This window comes from Streptomyces venezuelae (genome assembly GCF_008642375.1).
Classification (GTDB): Bacteria; Actinomycetota; Actinomycetes; order Streptomycetales; family Streptomycetaceae; genus Streptomyces; species Streptomyces venezuelae_G.
Window position 1 is genome coordinate 857018 of record NZ_CP029194.1, and the last position, 18841, is coordinate 875858.

Below are 18841 nucleotides of genomic sequence, written 5' to 3' on the forward strand. Positions count from 1 at the left end.
GCGGGACGGGTGGGTCGGAACCTCAGATCGCCGGCGGGGTGAGCCGGTCGATCAGTGCGTCGGCCATCCGCGCGAGCGCGTCGGGCCGGGTCATGTCGCCGTGCGTGAAGGGAAGTTCGTGGAGGTCGAGCCGGCCGGCGACGTACGGGCGCCAGTCGTCCGGCCGCGGGCGGCGACCGGTCCGGCCCTCGGTCGCGGCGAAGAACAGCAGGTCGCCGTCGAAGCGTTCGGGAACGAACTCGTGCCGGAGCCGGACGTTCGAGGAGAACACCTCCGCCAGGGCGGCGAGCGCGGGGCCGTCGAACCGGGAGAGCGGGCCGTCGGTCTCCCGTACGGTCTCCTCGAACCGGGCGAAGGTCAGGTTCTCGGCCGGTGTGTCGGCCGGGACCGGGAGGCCCAGGGACTCCAGCAGGGCGGCGAGCGTCCGCGGGCAGGAGGCGGGCGGCGGCCCGCCGGCGGCCCAGGACGGGGGCCGGCCGCCGGCCCCGGTGGCGCTGTCGCCGTCGCCGTCGCCGTCGCTCTCGGACGGTTGCGTCACGAGGTGCGGGTAGGCGTCCATGAGGGCCAGCAGGGCGACCTCCTGGCCCTCGGCGCGCAGCCGGGTGGCCAGTGCGTGGGCGACGAGGCCGCCGAAGGACCAGCCGAGGAGGTGGTACGGCCCTTCGGGCTGCACCGAGCGGAGCTGCGCCAGGTAGTCCTTGACCATCGCGTCGAGCCCGGCCGCCGGCAGCTCCGACGGGGTCAGACCGCGGGCCTGGAGCCCGTACAGCGGGCGCTCGGGCCCGAGGTGGCGCAGCAGTCCCGCGTACACCCAGCTGATCCCGGCCGCAGGGTGCACGCAGAAGAGCGGTGCGGTGGGGGCGAGGGGGCTGCGCGGGCGCAGCGGCAGCAGGGAGCCGAGGGAGTCGCCGGTGCCGGTCCCGGTCGTGGCGCCGCCGTCTCCGGCGAGCCGGGCGGCGAGGCCTGCGACGGTGGGTGCTTCGAACAGTGCCTGGATGCCGAGGTCGACGCCGAAGGCGCGGCGGATGCCGGCGATCAGGCGGGTGGCGAGCAGGGAGTGGCCGCCGAGGTCGAAGAAGCCGTCGTCGACGCCGACCGTCTCCACGCCGAGGGTCTGCGCGAACAGACCGCACAGGGTCTCCTCGCGGCTGTCCCGGGGCCCGCGTACGGGCATGGTGTCCGCGCGGACGGGCCGCGGCAGGCGACGGCGGTCGAGCTTGCCGCTGGGGCTCAGGGGCAGTTCGGCGAGGCGGACGAACTGCCCGGGCACCATGTGGGCGGGCAGAGCACGGGCGGCATGGTCGCGCAGCTCGGCCGTGGAGCACGTGTCGTCCGTGGAGCACGTGTCGTCCGTGGTGGCCGGCTCCGTCCCGCCGACGACGTAGGCGACGAGTCGCCTGTCGCCGGGCCGGTCCTCGCGGACCACGACGGCGGCCTGACGGACACCCGGGTGGCGGGAGAGCACGGCGGTGATCTCGCCGAGTTCGATGCGGAAGCCGCGGATCTTGACCTGGTCGTCGGCGCGGCCGAGGAACTCCACCACGCCGTCGCCGCGCCACCGGGCGAGGTCGCCGGTGCGGTACATGCGGCTGCCGGGCGGCCCGAAGGGGGCGGCGGTGAAGCGTTCCGAGGTGAGGCCGGGGCGGCCGAGGTATCCCCGGGCGAGCTGGACACCGGAGAGGTAGAGCTCGCCGGTCACTCCCGGCGGCACGGGCCGCAGCCCGGCGTCGAGGACGTGCACACCGGTGTTCCAGACGGGCCGGCCGATGGGGACGGTGACCGCGCTCGGCGGGGAACCGGCGCCGGCCGTTCCGAAGCGGTGGGCGGTCACGTCGACGGCCGCCTCGGTGGGTCCGTACAGATTGTGCAGTTCGGCGGCGCTGACGGCGGCGAGGCGTTCGGCGAGCACGGTGGGCAGGGCCTCGCCGCTGCAGATGACGCGCCGCAGGGAGCGGCAGGCGGCGAGGTCGGCGGCGCCGAGGAACGCCTCCAGCATCGAGGGGACGAAGTGGGCGGTGGTGATGGAGTGCCGCTGGATCAGGGCGGCGAGGTAGCCGGGATCCTTGTGTCCCTCGGGCCGGGCGACGACGAGGGTGGCGCCGGTGATCAGCGGCCAGAAGAACTCCCAGACGGAGACGTCGAAACTGGACGGGGTCTTCTGCAGGACGCGTTCGCCGGGTGCGAGGCCGTAGGTGTGCTGCATCCAGAGGAGCCGGTTCACGATCGCGTCGTGGGTGACGACGACGCCCTTGGGCCGGCCGGTGGAGCCCGAGGTGTAGATGACGTAGGCGGGGTGTCGGGGAAGGGCCTCGGGCAGGTCGGGTACGGAGTCGGGGGCGGGGGCGGCTTCGAGTTCGGCGAGGAGTCCGGGGGTGAGGACGAGGGCGGGCGCGGCGTCGTCGAGCATGTGGGCGACGCGGTCCTGCGGGTAGTCGGGGTCGATGGGCAGGTAGGCGGCGCCGGCCTTGTGTACGGCGTACAGGGCGACGAGCAGCTCCGTCGAGCGCGGCAGGGCGACGGCGACGACGCGTTCGGGGCGGGCTCCGTGGGCCACGAGGTGGCGGGCGAGGTGTTCGGCGCGGGCGTCGAGCGCGGCGTAGTCGAGTCGTTCGTCCTCGAAGAGGACGGCGGTGGCCTCGGGCGTGCGGCGGGCCTGTTCGGCGAAGAGCCGGGGCAGTGTGGTGACGGGGACGGGAGCGGTGGTGTCGTTCCAGTGGCGACCGACCTGGTCGTGTTCCTCGTCGGTGAGGAGGTCGACGGCGCCGAGGGCCCGGTCGGGGTCCTGGGCGAGAGCGGAGATCAGGACGGAGAGGCGATGGCCGATGCGCTCGACGGTGGCGTGGTCGAAGAGGTCGGAGGCGTATCCGAGCGTCCAGTCGAGACCCGCCGGACGGCCTTCGGAGTCGTACCGCTCCTCGATCCCCACCGTCAGGTCGAACTTCGCGACCCAGGTGCCCACGGGGACGACTTCGGTGTGCAGGCCGGGCATGGATTCGGCCTGGCCGGAGGCGGTGGGGTCCTTCTTCACCAGGAGCACCTGGAAGAGGGGGTGGCGGGCGAGGGAGCGGGCCGGGTTGAGCTCCTCGACCAGCCGCTCGAAGGGCAGGTCCTGGTGAGCGAAAGCCTCCAGGTCGGTGTGGCGCACCCGGGCGAGCAGCTCACGGAACGTCGGATCCCCCGACGTGTCCGTCCGCAGCACCAGCGTGTTGACGAAGAAGCCGACCAGATCGTCCAGGGCCTCGTCCGTACGACCGGCCACCGGCGTCCCGAGCGGAATGTCGGTGCCCGCCCCGAGGCGGGTGAAGAGCGCGGCCAGAGCCGCCTGGCAGACCATGAACACCGTCGCGCCCGACGACCGCGCCAACTCCACCACCCGGCCGTGCACGCCGGCGTCGAGGCGCATCGGGACCGCGTCGCCCCGGTGGCTCGGCACAGCCGGACGCGCACGGTCCGCCGGCAGGACCAACTCCTCCGGCAGCCCGGCGAGCACCTCCCGCCAGTGCCGCAGCTGACCCGACACCACACTCTCCGGATCCTCCACACGCCCCAGCACCTCCTGCTGCCACAGCGTGTAGTCCGCGTACTGCACGGGGAGCGGCCGCGCGGGCGAAGGCCGGCCGGTGGCGTGCGCCGTGTATCCGGCGGCGACCTCCCGGGCCAGTGCCCCCATGGACCAGCCGTCGCAGACGATGTGGTGGAGGACGAGGAGAAGGACGTGATCGTCCTCGGCGACCGTGAACAGGGCGGCCCTCAGGGGCATCCCGCCGGTCAGGTCGAAGGGGCGGCGGGCGACGTCGCTGAGGTCGGCCTCGAGCCGGGCGGGGTCCGTGGTGACGAACTCCCACGGGACCAGCTCCTGGGCCTCCTCGGCCGGGAGGATGTCCTGCCAGGGTCCGGTCCCGGACTCCGGGAAGCGGGTGCGCAGCGACTCGTGGCGGCGGACCGCGTCGGCGAGCGCCTCCCGCAGCGCCTCGCGGTCGAGGGTGCCGCGCAGGCGGAGAGCGAACGGCACGTTGTAGAGCGGGCTGTCGTCCACCCGGCCGAAGAACCAGAGGCGCTGCTGGGCGAAGGAGAGCGGGGGCGTCGCGGGACGGGGTACCGGCCGCAGGGCGGGCCGGGCGCGGACTGCGGCGTCGAGGCGTCCGGCGAGGCCGGCGGGCGTCGGCGCCTGGAACAGGTCGCGGACGGTCATCTCCACGCCGAGCGCGGCGCGGACCCGGGTGATCAGCCGGGCGGCGAGCAGGGAGTGGCCGCCGAGGTCGAAGAAGCCGTCGTCGGCACCGACCGCGCCGACGCCGAGGATCTCGGCGAACAGCCCGCAGAGGATCTCCTCACGCGGGGTCCGCGGGGCCCGGCCGCCCGGTGAGGAGCTGGTCTCGGGGGCGGGGAGGGCACGGCGGTCGAGCTTGCCGTTCGGGGTGAGCGGCAGGGCGTCAAGGGTGACGAACGCGGACGGCACCATGTGGTCGGGGACCCGCGCGGCGGTGTGGGCCCGCAGGCCGGCCGGAGTCGTACCGGGACGGACGGGGACGACGTACGCGACCAGGCGCCGGTCGCCGGGCCGGTCCTCGCGGACCGCGACGGCCGCCTGCCGGACGTCGGGGTGCGCGGTGAGGTGGGTCTCGATCTCGGCGGGTTCGACGCGGAAGCCGCGGATCTTGACCTGGTCGTCGGCGCGGCCGAGGTACTCCAGGACCCCGTCGGCCCGGCGGCGCACGAGGTCGCCGGTGCGGTAGACCCGCTCCCCCGGTGCGCCGCACGGGTGGGCGACGAAACGTTCCGCGGTGGCCGCGGGGCGGTGGAGGTAGCCGAGCGCGAGCCCGGCGCCGGACACGTACAGCTCCCCCGGCACGCCGTGCGGCACCGGCCTGAGCCGGTCGTCGAGGACGTGGGCGTACTTGCCGTGGACGGGTGTGCCGACCGGGATGGGCGGGCCGGTCAGATCGGCGGCGGTGACGGTGTGGGTGGTGGTGAAGCCCATGCTCTCGGCGGGTCCGTAGCCGTTGGTGACGCGGACTCCGGGGAACCGTTCGAGCACCTGCGCGGTGTGGGCGACGGAGGCGGCCTCGCCGCCGGTCATGGCGGCGTTCAGGCCCTGGAAGGCCTCGGGGTGCTCGTCGAGCAGGTGGTTGAAGAGGCTCGCCGAGGCCTTGAGGACGGTGACGCCGTGCCGGGTGACGAGGGAGGCCATGGTGGCCGGGTCGGGGCGCTGCCCCGGCTGGAGCACGACACGGCCGCCGTTGAGCAGCGGGCCGAGGAGCTCGGTGGCGAAGGCGTCCCAGGACATGGGGGCGCTCTGCAGCCAGGTCTCGCCGGCGCCGAAGGGGGCGTACTCCTGGCCGGTGAGGGTGCCGGTGAGCGCCCGGTGCGGGGCGACGACGCCCTTCGGCACGCCCGTCGAACCGGACGTGAACATCACGCAGGCGGGCGCCTCGGCGCTGTCGGGGCCGGCAGGGAGCGGGACCCCCGATACGAGGTCGGCGTCAGGGGCGCCGTCAGGAGTGGTCGGGTGGATCGGCCGCACGCCGGTGGCCGCGAGCCACTCGGGCACCTCGGGAGCGGTGACGACGGCGGTCGCCCGGGTCTGGGCGAGGACCGCGGACAGCCGATCGGCGGGAAAGTCCGGATCGAGGAGGGTGTACGCCGCTCCCGCCTTGAGTACGGCGAGCAGGGCACGGACCAGGTCGGGCCCACGCTCCAGGTGTACGGCGACGATGTCCCCGGGCCGCACCCCACGGGCGTGGAGGCGGCGGGCGAGACGGGTGGCCTGGGCGTCGAGCGTGCCGTACGTGACGGACGCGCCGTCGAAGAGGAGGGCGGTCGCGTCGGGGGTACGGGCCGCCTGCGCCTCGAAGACCCGGTCGACACGGCCGGGCGCCGCGGCCGGCCGCTCGTCGCCCGGTACGGGCAGCAGCTGGCGCCGTTCCTCGTCGGTGAGGAGGTCGACGGCGCCGAGGGACCGGTCGGGGTCCTGGGCGAGAGCGGAGATCAGGACGGAGAGGCGATGGCCGATGCGCTCGACGGTGGCGTGGTCGAAGAGGTCGGAGGCGTATCCGAGCGTCCAGTCGAGACCCGCCGGACGACCTTCGGAGTCGTACCGCTCCTCGATCCCCACCGTCAGGTCGAACTTGGCCGAACCGGTGCCGAGGGGGACCGTCTCGACGTCCAGGCCCGGCCAGGAGACCGCGCGTCCGCCGGGGCCGCCCGCGTCCTTCTGGACGAGCATCACCTGGAAGAGGGGGTGGCGGGCGAGGGAGCGGGCCGGGTTGAGCTCCTCGACCAGCCGCTCGAAGGGCAGGTCCTGGTGAGCGAAAGCCTCCAGGTCTGCGTGCCGGACGCGGGCGAGCAGCTCACGGAACGTCGGATCCCCCGACGTGTCCGTCCGCAGCACCAGCGTGTTGAGAAAGAAGCCGACGAGATCGTCCAGGGCCTCGTCCGTACGACCGGCCACCGGCGTCCCGAGCGGAATGTCGGTGCCTGCCCCGAGGCGGGTGAAGAGCGCGGCCAGAGCCGCCTGGCAGACCATGAACACCGTCGCGCCCGACGACCGCGCCAACTCCACCACCCGGCCGTGCACGCCGGCGTCGAGGCGCATCGGGACCGCGTCACCGCGATGGCTCGGCACAGCCGGACGCGCACGGTCCGCCGGCAGGACCAACTCCTCCGGCAGCCCGGCGAGCACCTCCCGCCAGTGCCGCAGCTGACCCGACACCACACTCTCCGGATCCTCCACACGCCCCAGCACCTCCTGCTGCCACAGCGTGTAGTCCGCGTACTGCACGCGGAGTTCGGGCCAGACGGGCTCCAGTCCGGAGGCGGTGCGGGTGGTGTAGGCCGTGGCGAGGTCCCGTACGAGCGGGCCGAGGGACCAGCCGTCGGCGGCTATGTGGTGGCAGACGAGGAGGAGGACGTGATCGTCTTCGGCGACCGTGAACAGCGTGGCTCGAAGGGGAAGTTCGGCGGTCAGGTCGAAGACGTGACGAGCGGTGTCACTCAGATCGTCGGCCAGCCGGCCCGGGTCCGTCACGACGAACTCCCAGGGGAGTTCGACCTCCTCGGCCGGGACGATGTCCTGCCGGGGCCCGGTATCGGAGTCGGGAAAGCGGGTGCGCAGCGCCTCGTGACGGCCGAGGACGTCCGTGAGCGCCAGGCGCAGGGAGTCGGTGTCCAGGGTTCCGCGCAGGCGGAGGGCGAGCGGCACGTTGTAGCTGGGGTTCGGCTGCGTGCGGCTGAGGAACCACAGCCGCTGCTGCGCGTACGACAACGGAATCATGGTTTCTCCTCAGGAGCGGGACCGGCGCCGCAGCGCGGGCCTGGCCTTCTCGGCGCCGTCCAGGCGCTCGGCGAGAGCCGCCGGCGTGGGTGCCTCGAACACGGTCTTGATGGACAGTTCGGTGTCGCACACCGCACGGATGCGGCTGATGAGCCGGGTGACGAGGAGGGAGTGGCCGCCGAGGTGGAAGAAGTCGTCGTCCACTCCGACGTCGGGCATCCCGAGGACCTCGGCGAAGAGGTCGCAGAGGAGCTTCTCCTGCTCGGTGCGCGGTGCGCGCCCGCCGGGGGCGGAGCTGACGTCGGGGCGGGCAGGGCCTTGCGGTCGAGCTTGCCGTTCGGGGTGAGCGGCAGGGCGTCGAGGACGGTGAAGGTGCTGGGCCGCAGGTGCTCGGGAAGGTGAGCGGCGGCGTGGGCCCGGACGTCGGCGGTGTCGAGTTCGGTGCCGGGTTCGGCGACGAGGTAGGCGGCGAGGCGCTTGTCTCCGGGGCGGTCCTCCCGGACCACGACGGCCGCCTGCCGGACAGCGCTGTGCCGCATCAGGACGGCCTGGACCTCGCCCGGCTCGACCCGGAAGCCCCGGATCTTCACCTGACCGTCCGCGCGCCCCAGAAACTCCAGGACACCGTCCGCACGCCACCGCACGAGGTCACCCGTGCGGTACACCCGCTCGCCGGGAGCGCCGTAGGGGTGGGCGACGAACCGCTCGGCCGTCAGACCCGCCTGACCCACATACCCCCGGGCCAGACCCACACCCGCCATGTACAGCTCACCGACCACACCCACCGGAACCGGCCGCAGCCGCTCATCCAGCACGTACACACGCTTGTTCGCCACCGGCCGGCCCACCGGAATCGAAGGACCGGCACTGTCGCGCTCCTCCGCCGTGTGGCAGCAGGTGAAGATCATCGACTCGACCGGCGAATACCCGTTCACCAGCCGCAGCCCCGGATACTCCGCCATCGCCTTCGCGACATGCGCCACCGACAACGGCTCACCACCCGTCATCAACTGCCGCACCCCGGCAAAACACCCCGGATACTCGTCCAGCAGGAAATTGAACAGACTCGCCGAGACATGGACGCTGGTGACTCCGTGAGCAGCGACCAGGCCGGCGATCACCGAGGGTTCGGGCCGTAGACCGGGCTGGAGGACACACACGCCTCCGTGGAGCAGCGCGCCGAACAACTCCAGCGCGAACGCGTCCCACGACACCGGAGAGCACTGCAGCCACACTTCGTCGGGCCCGAAGGACACGAAATCCTGACCCGTCAGCGTGCCCGCCATCGCCCGATGAGGAGCCACCACGCCCTTCGGCACACCCGTCGAACCCGACGTGAACATCACACACGCCACATCCTCAGGACCCGCGGTCCGCCCCAGTACCGAGTCCGCGCACCGCGCGATGCCCGCCACCTCGGCAGCCGCGTCCAGCCGCACCAGCCCCGCCGTCGAACCGAGCCCCTCACCGAGAACCCCCGCCGTCACCACCAGCGACAGACCCGCACGCTCGACGACATCCCGCAACCGCTCCACCGGGAAACCCGGATCCAGCAGCGTGTACGCGGCACCCGCCTTCAGCACCGCCAACACCGCCACGACCAGACGGGGTTCACGCTCCAGCAGCACACCCACGGTGTCACCTCGCCGCACACCCCGGCCCACCAGATACCGCGCCAACCGGTTCGCCTCGCGCTCCAACTCCCCGTACGAGACACGCACATCACCGAAGACGAGCGCCGTCGAACCCGGAGAGAGCTCGGCCCGCTCCTCGAACAGCTCGTGCACGCAGACCTCGTGCTCGTTCGAGCCGCCGGCCGTGGCGTTCCATTCGTTCAGCAGCAGGCGCCGCTCGTCGGCCTCCAGGACGTCCAGATCTCCGATCAGCGCGTCCGGCTCCGCGGCAGCCGCCTCCAGCAACCGCACGAGACGTCCGACGAGTGCCTCGGCACTGCCCTGATCGAACAGGTCCACGGCGTATTCGAGGGCTCCCGTGATGCCACTGGGGTTGCCGTCGCTGTCCCTGGTCTCGGTGAAGGCGGCCGTCAGGTCGAACTTGGCGGTGCCGTTGAGCACGGTCTCCATCCGGGCGTCGAGCCCGGGGAGTTCGAGCGCCGCGTCGGCGTTGTTCTGGAGGACGAGCATCACCTGGAAGAGCGGGTGCCGGGAGAGCGAGCGCGTCGGGTTGAGTTCCTCGACCAGATGCTCGAACGGCACGTCCTGGTGGGCGTACGCCGCGAGGTCCGTCTCTCGGACCCGTGCGACGAGCTCCCGGAACGTCGGATCACCCGAGGTGTCCGTCCGCAGCACCAGCGTGTTGACGAAGAAGCCCACGAGGTCGTCCAGGGCCTCGTCCGAACGGCCGGCGACGGGTGTGCCGAGCGGGACGTCGGTCCCGGCCCCGAGCCGGGTCAGCAGCGCGGCGAGAGCCGCCTGGAGGACCATGAACAGGGTGCCGCCGGAGGTGCGGGCCAGGCGCAGCAGCTCCTGGTGGAGTCGCGCTTCGAGGTGGACGGGGACGGTGTCGCCGCGATGGCTCGCGACGGCGGGCCGGGGCCGGTCCGTGGGAAGGACGAGGGTGTCGGGGACTCCGGCGAGGGCGGCCCGCCAGTGGGCGGTCTGGCGGGCGATGAGGCTGTCGGCATCCGCCGGATCACCGAGCAGCTCCCGCTGCCACAACGCGTAGTCCGCGTACTGCACGGGCAGCGGCGACCACTCCGGGACACCCCTGTCCACCCGAGCCCCGTACGCCACCGCCAGATTTCGCACCAACGGAGCCAACGACCAGCCATCGCAAGCGATGTGATGCACCACCAGCAGCAGGACCCACTCACCGGAGCCGTCCTCAGGACCGAACAGATGGGCCCGCAAGGGAAGTTCGGCGGCAAGGTCGAAGGTCCGCGCGGCGTCGGCGGAGAGGGTGGCCGGCAGGCCGTCCGTCCCGGTCGGCGACAGGAGCGTCACCGCGAGGTCCGGGTGCGCCTCCTCGGGCGGCAGGATCCGCTGCTGTACGCGGCCGTGCTCCTCGGGGAAGACGGTGCGCAGGGCCTCGTGCCGGTGGACGAGGTCGGCGAGCGCGGCGGCGAGGGCCGTCCGGTCGGGCGGGCCGTCGAGGCGCAGTGCGTGGGCGACGTTGTAGGACGCGGCACCGTCCTCGGCCCGGTCGAGGAACCACAGTCTCTGCTGGGCGTAGGACAGCGGGAGTTCGGTGGGCCGTACGCCGGGGAGCAGGGCGGGCCGGGCCCCGTCGGCGGTGTCGAGGCGTTCGGCGAGCGTCGCGACGGTCGGGGCGCCGAAGAGGTCGCGGAGGGTGATCTCCGCGCCGAGGGCGGCCCGGACGCGGGCGGCCAGCCGGGCGGCGAGGAGCGAGTGGCCGCCCCGGTCGAAGAAGTCGTCGTCGGTGCCGACGTCCGGGAGGCCGAGGAGTTCCGCGAACAGGCCGCAGAGGATCTCTTCTCGCGGGGTGCGCGGGGCCCGGTGGCTGGCGCCGGCCGCGAAGTCGGGGGCGGGCAGTGCGCGGCGGTCGAGCTTGCCGTTGGGGGTGAGCGGCAGGGCGTCCAGGGTGACGACGGCGGACGGCACCATGTGCGTGGGCAGGGTGCGGGCCAGGTGGCCGCGCAGCTCGGCCGGGTCGGCGGCGCCGACGACGTAGGCGACGACGTGCCGGTCTCCGGGCCGGTCCTCGCGGACGACGACGGCCACGTTGGCGACGCCGGGGTGGCGGGCGGCGACGGCCTCGATCTCGCCGGGTTCGATCCGGAAGCCGCGCACCTTGACCTGGCCGTCGGCCCGGCCGGCGAACTCCAGCTCTCCGTCGGCGGTCCATCGGACGAGGTCGCCGGTGCGGTACATGCGGGCGCCGGGCGGTCCGTAGGGGTGGGCGGTGAAGCGTTCGGCGGTGAGGTCGGGGCGGTTGCGGTAGCCGTGGGCGAGGCCGTCGCCGGAGACGTACAACTCGCCCACGACGCCCGCGGGGACGGGCTGGAGGTGCTCGTCGAGGACGTAGACCTGGGTGTTGGCCAGGGGGCCGCCGACGGGGACGACGGTCCGTCGGGTTTCGGCGTCGGCTTCGGTGACCTGGTGGCAGTTGGTGAACACCATGGATTCGACGGGTCCGTAGCCGTGGACGAGCCGCAGGTGTGGGAAGTCCCTCCGGACGCGCAGGAGATGGGACACGGAGGGTGCCTCGCCGCCGGTCATGACCTGGCGCAGGGTGCGGAACACCTCCGGGTGGGTGTCGGCCATGACGGCGAAGAGCCCTGCGGACAGCCAGACGGTGGTCACGTCGTGCTCGGCGACGAGGGCGGCGATCGCGGCGGGTTCGGGGCTCTGGCCGGGGGCGAGGACGCAGGTGCCGCCGTGCAGGAGCGCAGGCCACATCTCCAGGCTGAGGCCGTCCCACGAGACGGGGGCGCACTGGAGGAAGACCTGGTCGGGGCCGAAGTGGATGTAGTCCTGGCCGAAGAAGGTGCGGACGGTGGCGCGGTGCGGGGAGGCGACGCCCTTGGGGCGGCCGGTGGAGCCCGAGGTGAAGAGGACGCAGGCGATGTCGTCGGCGAGGACCCGCACGTCGGGCGCCGTGGCGGGACGGTCGTCGATCAGCCTGCGGTCGCGGGGTGCGTCGGTCCGGACGACGGTGAGGTCTCCGGGCAGGCGGTCGGCGAGTCGGGCGTGGGTGACGACGGTGCGGACGCCGGCCTCTTCGACGAGGGAGCGGGTCCGGTCCTCGGGGTGGCCGGGGTCCAGGGGCACATAGGCGGCGCCGCACTTGAGGGCGGCGAGGATGCCGGTGACGAGGTCGGGGCCGCGGTCGACGAGGACGCCGACGAGGTCGCCGTGGGTGACGCCGAGGCCGATGAGGTGGTGGGCGAGGCGGTTGGCCCGGGCGTCGAGTTCTCCGTATCCGATCCGCTCGTCTCCGGAGATCACGGCGGCGGCGTGCGGTGCGCGGTCGGCCTGTGCGGCGAACAGGTCGTGCAGGGTGCGGTCGCGCGGATAGTCGGCGGCGGTGTCGTTCCAGGTGGTGAGGGTGGTGCGGCGCTCGTCGGCGGAGAGCACGTCGAGGGTGCCGAGTGGGCGGTCGGGGTCGGAGACGGCGGCGAGCAGGAGGCGTTCCAGGCGGGCGAGGAGGGTCCGCACGGTGTCGGAGTCGAAAAGGTCGGTGGCGAACTCCAGGCCTCCGTCGAGCCCGGCGGGCGCTCCGGTGGTGTCGTGGGTCTCGGTGAGGGAGAGGGAGAGGTCGAACTTGGCGTCGGTGTTCTGGACGGGCTCGGGGCGCGCGGTGGCGTCGCCGAGCCGCACGTCGGTCTCCTCGGTGTTCTGGAGGACGAGCAGGATCTGGAAGAGCGGGTGCCGGGTGAGCGAGCGGACGGGGTTCAGTTCCTCGACGAGCCGCTCGAACGGCACGTCCTGGTGGGCGTACGCGGCGAGGTCGGTCTCACGGACCCGCGATACGAGCTCCCGGAACGTCGGATCGCCCGAGGTGTCCGTCCGCAGCACCAGCGTGTTGACGAAGAAGCCGACGAGGTCGTCGAGCGCCTCGTCCGTGCGGCCGGCGACGGCCGTGCCGAGCGGGATGTCGGTCCCGGCCCCGAGGCGGGTCAGCAGGGCGGCGAGGCCTGCCTGCACGACCATGAAGAGGGTGGAGTGGGTCTCCCGGGCCAGTTCGCGGAGGCTTCGGTGCAGTTCGGCGTCGAACCGGAAGGGCAGCAGCGCCCCTTCGCTGCGGGAGTCGGCCTGCGCGTCGGCGGTGCGCGGGCGGTCGGTGGGCAGGGGGAGGTGGTCGGGCAGGCCGGCCAAGGTGCCGCGCCAGTGGTCCAGTTGGCGGGCGAGGAGACTGTCCGGGTCGGAGTCGTCGCCGAGGAGCTCGCGCTGCCAGAGGGTGTAGTCGGCGTACTGGGCCGGGAGGGGCTTCCAGCGGGGTGCGTCGCCGGTGGCGCGGGCCGCGTAGGCGGTGGCCAGGTCGCGCAGCAGCGGGTTCATGGACCAGCCGTCGGCGGCGATGTGATGCATGACCAGGAGCAGGACGCGCTCGCCCGTGTCCGCAGTGAACAGATGGGCACGGAGGGGGAGTTCGCCTGCGAGGTCGAAGCGGTGGGCGGCGGCGGACCGGAGGGCGGCGGTGAGCTCCCCGGGGGTGCGGGGCCGGTCGTCGACAGCGAGGGCCGGACGGGCCTGCTCGGCCGGCACGACGGACTGGCTGGGCAGCCCGTCGACGGCGGGGAAGCGGGTCCGCAGGGCCTCGTGCCGGCCGGCGAGGTCGACGAGGGCGGCCTGGAGAGCGTCCGGATCGACGACGCCGTGGAGCCGGGCGGCAAAGGTGAGGTTGTACGCGGTGCCGCCGGTGCCGGCCCGGGCCTCGTCCAGGAACCAGAGTCGCTGCTGGGCGTACGAGAGCGGAAGCTCGTCGGGGCGCTCGAAGGGACGCAGGGCCGGCCGGGCCCGGTCGGCGCCGTCGAGGCGGCGGGCGAGCCCGGCCACGGTGGGTGCCTGGAAGAGGTCACGGATGCCGGCCTCGACGCCGAGGGCGGTGCGGATGCGGCCGATCAGGCGGGCGGCGAGGAGGGAGTGCCCACCGAGGTGGAAGAAGTCGTCGTCGACACCGGCGCCGGGCACTCCGAGGACGTCGGCGAAGAGGCCGCAGAGCACCTCCTCGCGCGGAGTGCGCGGACCACGGCCGCCGGAGGCCGAGGTGGGTTCGGGGGCGGGCAGGGCGTGGCGGTCGAGCTTGCCGTTCGGGGTGAGCGGCAGGGCGTCGAGGACGACGACCGCGGAGGGGACCAGGTGCTCGGGGAGCCGGTCGGCGGCGTGGGACCGCAGCTCGTCGGGCGAAGCCGGCGCGTCGAGGACGGCATAGGCGACCAGGCGCTTGTCTCCCGGGCGGTCCTCCCGGACCACGACCGCCGCCTGCCGGACAGCGCTGTGCCGCATCAGGACGGCCTGGACCTCGCCCGGCTCGACCCGGAAGCCCCGGATCTTCACCTGACCGTCCGCGCGCCCCAGAAACTCCAGGACACCGTCCGCACGCCACCGCACGAGGTCACCCGTGCGGTACACCCGCTCGCCGGGAGCGCCGTAGGGGTGGGCGACGAACCGCTCGGCCGTCAGACCCGCCTGACCCACATACCCCCGGGCCAGACCCACACCCGCCATGTACAGCTCACCGACCACACCCACCGGAACCGGCCGCAGCCGCTCATCCAGCACGTACACACGCTTGTTCGCCACCGGCCGGCCCACCGGAATCGAAGGACCGGCACTGTCGCACTCCTCCGCCGTGTGGCAGCAGGTGAAGATCATCGACTCGACCGGCGAATACCCGTTCACCAGCCGCAGCCCCGGATACTCCGCCATCGCCTTCGCGACATGCGCCACCGACAACGGCTCACCACCCGTCATCAACTGCCGCACCCCGGCAAAACACCCCGGATACTCGTCCAGCAGGAAATTGAACAGACTCGCCGACACATGCACCGTCGACACCGCACGCGCCGCGATCAGATCCACGATCACCGAAGGCTCAGGCCGCACCCCCGGCTGAAGGACACACGTCCCCCCGTGCAGCAACGCGCCGAACAACTCCAGCGCGAACGCGTCCCACGACACCGGAGAGCACTGCAGCCACACTTCGTCGGGCCCGAAGGACACGAAATCCTGACCCGTCAGCGTGCCCGCCATCGCCCGATGAGGAGCCACCACGCCCTTCGGCACACCCGTCGAACCCGACGTGAACATCACACACGCCACATCCTCAGGACCCGCGATCCGCCCCAGATCACCACCCTCCAACGCAGCCACCACCCCCGCCTCCGCATCCAGGCGTACGAAGGTGGCGGTGCCGTCCTGCCAGCCGTCGTCCTGCCAGCCGTCGGCGGGCTCTCCCGTCGTGACGATCAGCTCGGCTCCTGCTGTGGCGACGACGGAGCGGAGGCGCTCGACGGGGAACTCCGTGTCGAGGAGCGTGTATCCGGCGCCCGCCTTGAGAACCGCGAGTACGGAGACGACGAGATCGAGGTCCCGGCCGAGGAGGAGGGCGACGGTGTCGCCCCGGCGCACGCCCCGGTCACGGAGGTGACGGGCGAGGCGGTTGGCGGAGGCGTTCAGCTCCGCGTAACCGATCTCGCGGTCCGGGAGCACGAGGGCTGTGCCTTCGGGGGTACGGGCCGCCTGCCGCTCGAAGAGTTCATGCACGCACGCGGTGTACGGGGAGTCCGTGGCGGTGCCCGCGTCTGTGGATGTCGTGGTGGTGGTGGCAGTGTCGTTCCAGTCGACGAGGAGCTGGGTCCGTTCGTCGGCCGTGAGCACGTCGAGCGCGCCGATGGGCAGGTCCGGGCGGTCCACGGCCGCGGCCAGGAGGCGTATCAGGCGTGCGACGAGCGCCTCGGCCGTGCCACGGTCGTACAGATCGGTGGCGTACTCCAGGAAGCCGGAGATGCCGGCGGGTGCGCCGTCCTGGGCGTGGTGCTGTTCCACGACGAAGGTCAGGTCGAACTTGGCGCTGTTGCGCTCGGGGTGCTCGACGTCGGTCTCGCAGCCGGGCAGGTCCAAGGGCGGCGGGGCGTCCTGGAGGGCCAGCATGATCTGGAAGAGGGGGTGCCGGGCCAGCGAACGGACCGGGTTCAGCTCCTCGACCAGCCGCTCGAACGGCACGTCCTGGTGGGCGTACGCGGCGAGGTCGGTGTCTCGGGCACGGACGAGGAGCTCACGGAAGGTGGGGTCCCCGGAGGCGTCGGTCCGCAGGACCAGCGTGTTCACGAAGAAACCGATGAGCTCGTCGAGCGCCTCGTCGGAACGGCCGGCGACGGGTGTGCCGAGCGGGACGTCCGTGCCGGCACCGAGTCGTGCCAGGAGCGCGGCCAGGCCCGCCTGCACCACCATGAACAGCGTGCAGTCGTTGCGGCGGGCGAGGTCGAGCAGCCGTCCGTGCAGCTCGGCGTCGAGCGAGAGGGGCACGCTGTCGCCCCGGTGGCTCGCGACGGCGGGCCGGGGCCGGTCCGTCGGGAGGGCGGGTACGTCGGGGGCTCCGGACAGGGCCTCCCGCCAGAAGTCCAGCTGTCGGCGGGCCAGGCTGTGCGGATCGCCCTCGTCGCCCAGCAGCTCGCGCTGCCACAGGGTGTAGTCGGCGTACTGGACGGACAGCGGCGCCCAGTCCGGCGCGATGCCGGCGCAGCGAGCCGCGTAGGCGGTGGCCAGGTCCCGGGTCAGCGGGGCGAGGGACCAGCCGTCGGCTGCGATGTGGTGGCAGACGAGCAGGAGTACGTGGTCGTCTTCGGCGACCGTGAGCAGGGTGACCCGCAGCGGGGGCTCGGTGGCCAGGTCGAAGCGGTGCGAGGAGGCTTCCCGGAGGGCCTGGGGCAGACGCTCCTCCGGGCAACGGGCCGTGTGCCACCCGGATGTGGCCGCGGGTTCCGAGGCGTCGCCGGTGGCGCCGCGTGCGTCGAGGACGTGCTGCCGGGGCTCGCCGTCCGTCGTGGGGAACACCGTGCGCAGGGCCTCGTGGCGGGCCGTCACGTCCGTCACGGCGCGACGGAGTGCGTCGCAGTCGAGCGGTCCGCGCAGGCGGAGGGCGAGCGGCACGTTGTAGGAGGCGTTCGGTTCCTCGACCTGGTCGAGGAACCAGAGCCGCTGCTGGGCGAAGGAGAGCGGAACGCGGTCCGGCCGCGGGGTCGGGAGGAGTGCGGGACGGGGGGCGCAGGCGCCCATGATCGCGTCCGCGCCTGCCCCTGCGCCAGTGGCGGTGGCGGTGCCGGTGCCGGGGTAGCTGTCGCTGGCGCCGCGCTTGCTGTCGAGGCGCTCGGCGAGCGCGGCCATGGTGGGGGCGTGGAAGAGCTCGGCGATTCCGACACGTGTCCCGAGGGCCGTGCTGATGCGGCTGATCAGGCGGGCGGCAAGCAGGGAGTGGCCGCCGAGGTGGAAGAAGTTGTCGTCGATGCCGACCTGCTCGACGCCGAGGACGTCGGCCAGGAGCTCGCAGAGGAGCTTCTCCTGCTCCGTGCGCGGTGCGCGCCCGCCGGGGGCGGAGTCGATGTCGGGGGCGGGCAGGGCCTTGCGGTCGAGCTTGCCGTTCGGGGTGAGCGGCAGGGCGTCGAGGACGGTGAAGGTGCTGGGCCGCAGGTGCTCGGGAAGGTGAGCGGCGGCGTGGCCGCGGACGTCGGCGGGGTCGAGTTCGGTGCCGGGCTCGGCGACGAGGTAGGCGGCGAGGCGCTTGTCCCCCGGGCGGTCCTCCCGGACCGCGACCGCCGCCTGGCGCACACCGCTGTGCCGCATCAGGACGGCCTGGACCTCGCCCGGCTCCACCCGGAAGCCCCGGATCTTCACCTGACCGTCGGCCCTTCCGACGTACTCCAGCACGCCGTCGGCGCGCCACCGCACGAGGTCACCCGTGCGGTAGACCCGCTCGCCGGGGGCGCCGTGGGGGTGGGCGACGAAGCGTTCGGCGGTCAGGGCCGCCTGCCCCAGGTACCCGTGCGCCAGGCCGGCACCGGTGAGGTAGAGGTCTCCGACGACACCCACCGGGACGGGACGGAGCCGCTCGTCGAGTGCGTACATCCGCTCGTTGCCGATCGGCCGGCCGATCGGGATCGCGGGGCGGGCGGTGTCCCCCGCGGTGATGTGGTGGGCCGAGACGAAGATCATCGCCTCGACCGGTCCGTACCCGTTGACCAGCCGCAGCCCCGGATACTCCGCCAGCACCTTCGCCGCGTGGGCGGGCGACGCGGCTTCGCCGCCGCCGATGATCTGGCGCATCCCGGTGAAGCAGCCCGGGTACTCGTCGAGCAGGAAGTTGAGGAGGCTCGCCGACAGGTAGGCCGAGGTGACATGGTGGCGGGCGATGAGCTCGGCGATCAGCCCCGGTTCCGGCTTTCCGCCGGGCTGGAGGACGCACACGCCTCCGTGGAGCAGCGCGCCGAACAGCTCCAGCGCGAACGCGTCCCAGGACACCGGTGCGCACTGCAGCCACACTTCGTCGGGTCCGAAGGACACGAAGTCCTGACCTACGAGCGTGCCGGTCATGGCCCGGTGGGGACTGACCACGCCCTTCGGCACACCCGTGGAACCCGACGTGAACATCACACACGCCGCATCCTCGGGACTCGCGGTCCGCCCCAGTACCGAGTCCGCGCACTGCGCGATGCCCGCCACCTCGGCAGCCGCGTCCAGCCGCACCAGCCCCGCCGTCGAACCGAGCAGCTCACCGAGAACCCCCGCCGTCACCACCAGCGACAGACCCGCACGCTCGACGACATCCCGCAACCGCTCCACCGGGAAACCCGGATCCAGCAGCGTGTACGCGGCACCCGCCTTCAGCACCGCCAACACCGCCACGACCAGACGGGGTTCACGCTCCAGCAGCACACCCACGGTGTCACCTCGCCGCACACCCCGGCCCACCAGATACCGCGCCAACCGGTTCGCCTCGCGCTCCAACTCCCCGTACGAGACACGCACATCACCGAAGACGAGCGCCGTCGAACCCGGAGAGACCGCCGCCCGCTCCTCGAACAGCTCGTGGACACACACCTCGTACGGAGACGTGCCCGCCGTCGTGTTCCACTCCCCCAGCAGCATG

2 protein-coding genes and 1 pseudogene are annotated in these 18841 nt (G+C 73.0%); all 3 read right to left on the minus strand.

Features of this window, described 5'->3' with window-relative positions:
- Nucleotides 1-22: 22 nt before the first annotated feature.
- Nucleotides 23-7273: an amino acid adenylation domain-containing protein gene (locus tag DEJ46_RS03770; protein WP_150264152.1), complete on the minus strand. Its 7251-nt coding sequence runs from the start codon at nt 7271-7273 to the stop codon at nt 23-25.
- 9 nt (nt 7274-7282) lie between these two features.
- The gene (locus DEJ46_RS39640) at nt 7283-7492 is read right to left on the minus strand and encodes a phosphopantetheine-binding protein (RefSeq protein WP_223835430.1); all 210 of its coding nucleotides are present in this window, start codon (nt 7490-7492) and stop codon (nt 7283-7285) included.
- 152 nt (nt 7493-7644) lie between these two features.
- A pseudogene (locus tag DEJ46_RS03775) lies at nt 7645-18840 on the minus strand (amino acid adenylation domain-containing protein); the annotation flags it as partial.
- Nucleotide 18841 lies beyond the last annotated feature (1 nt).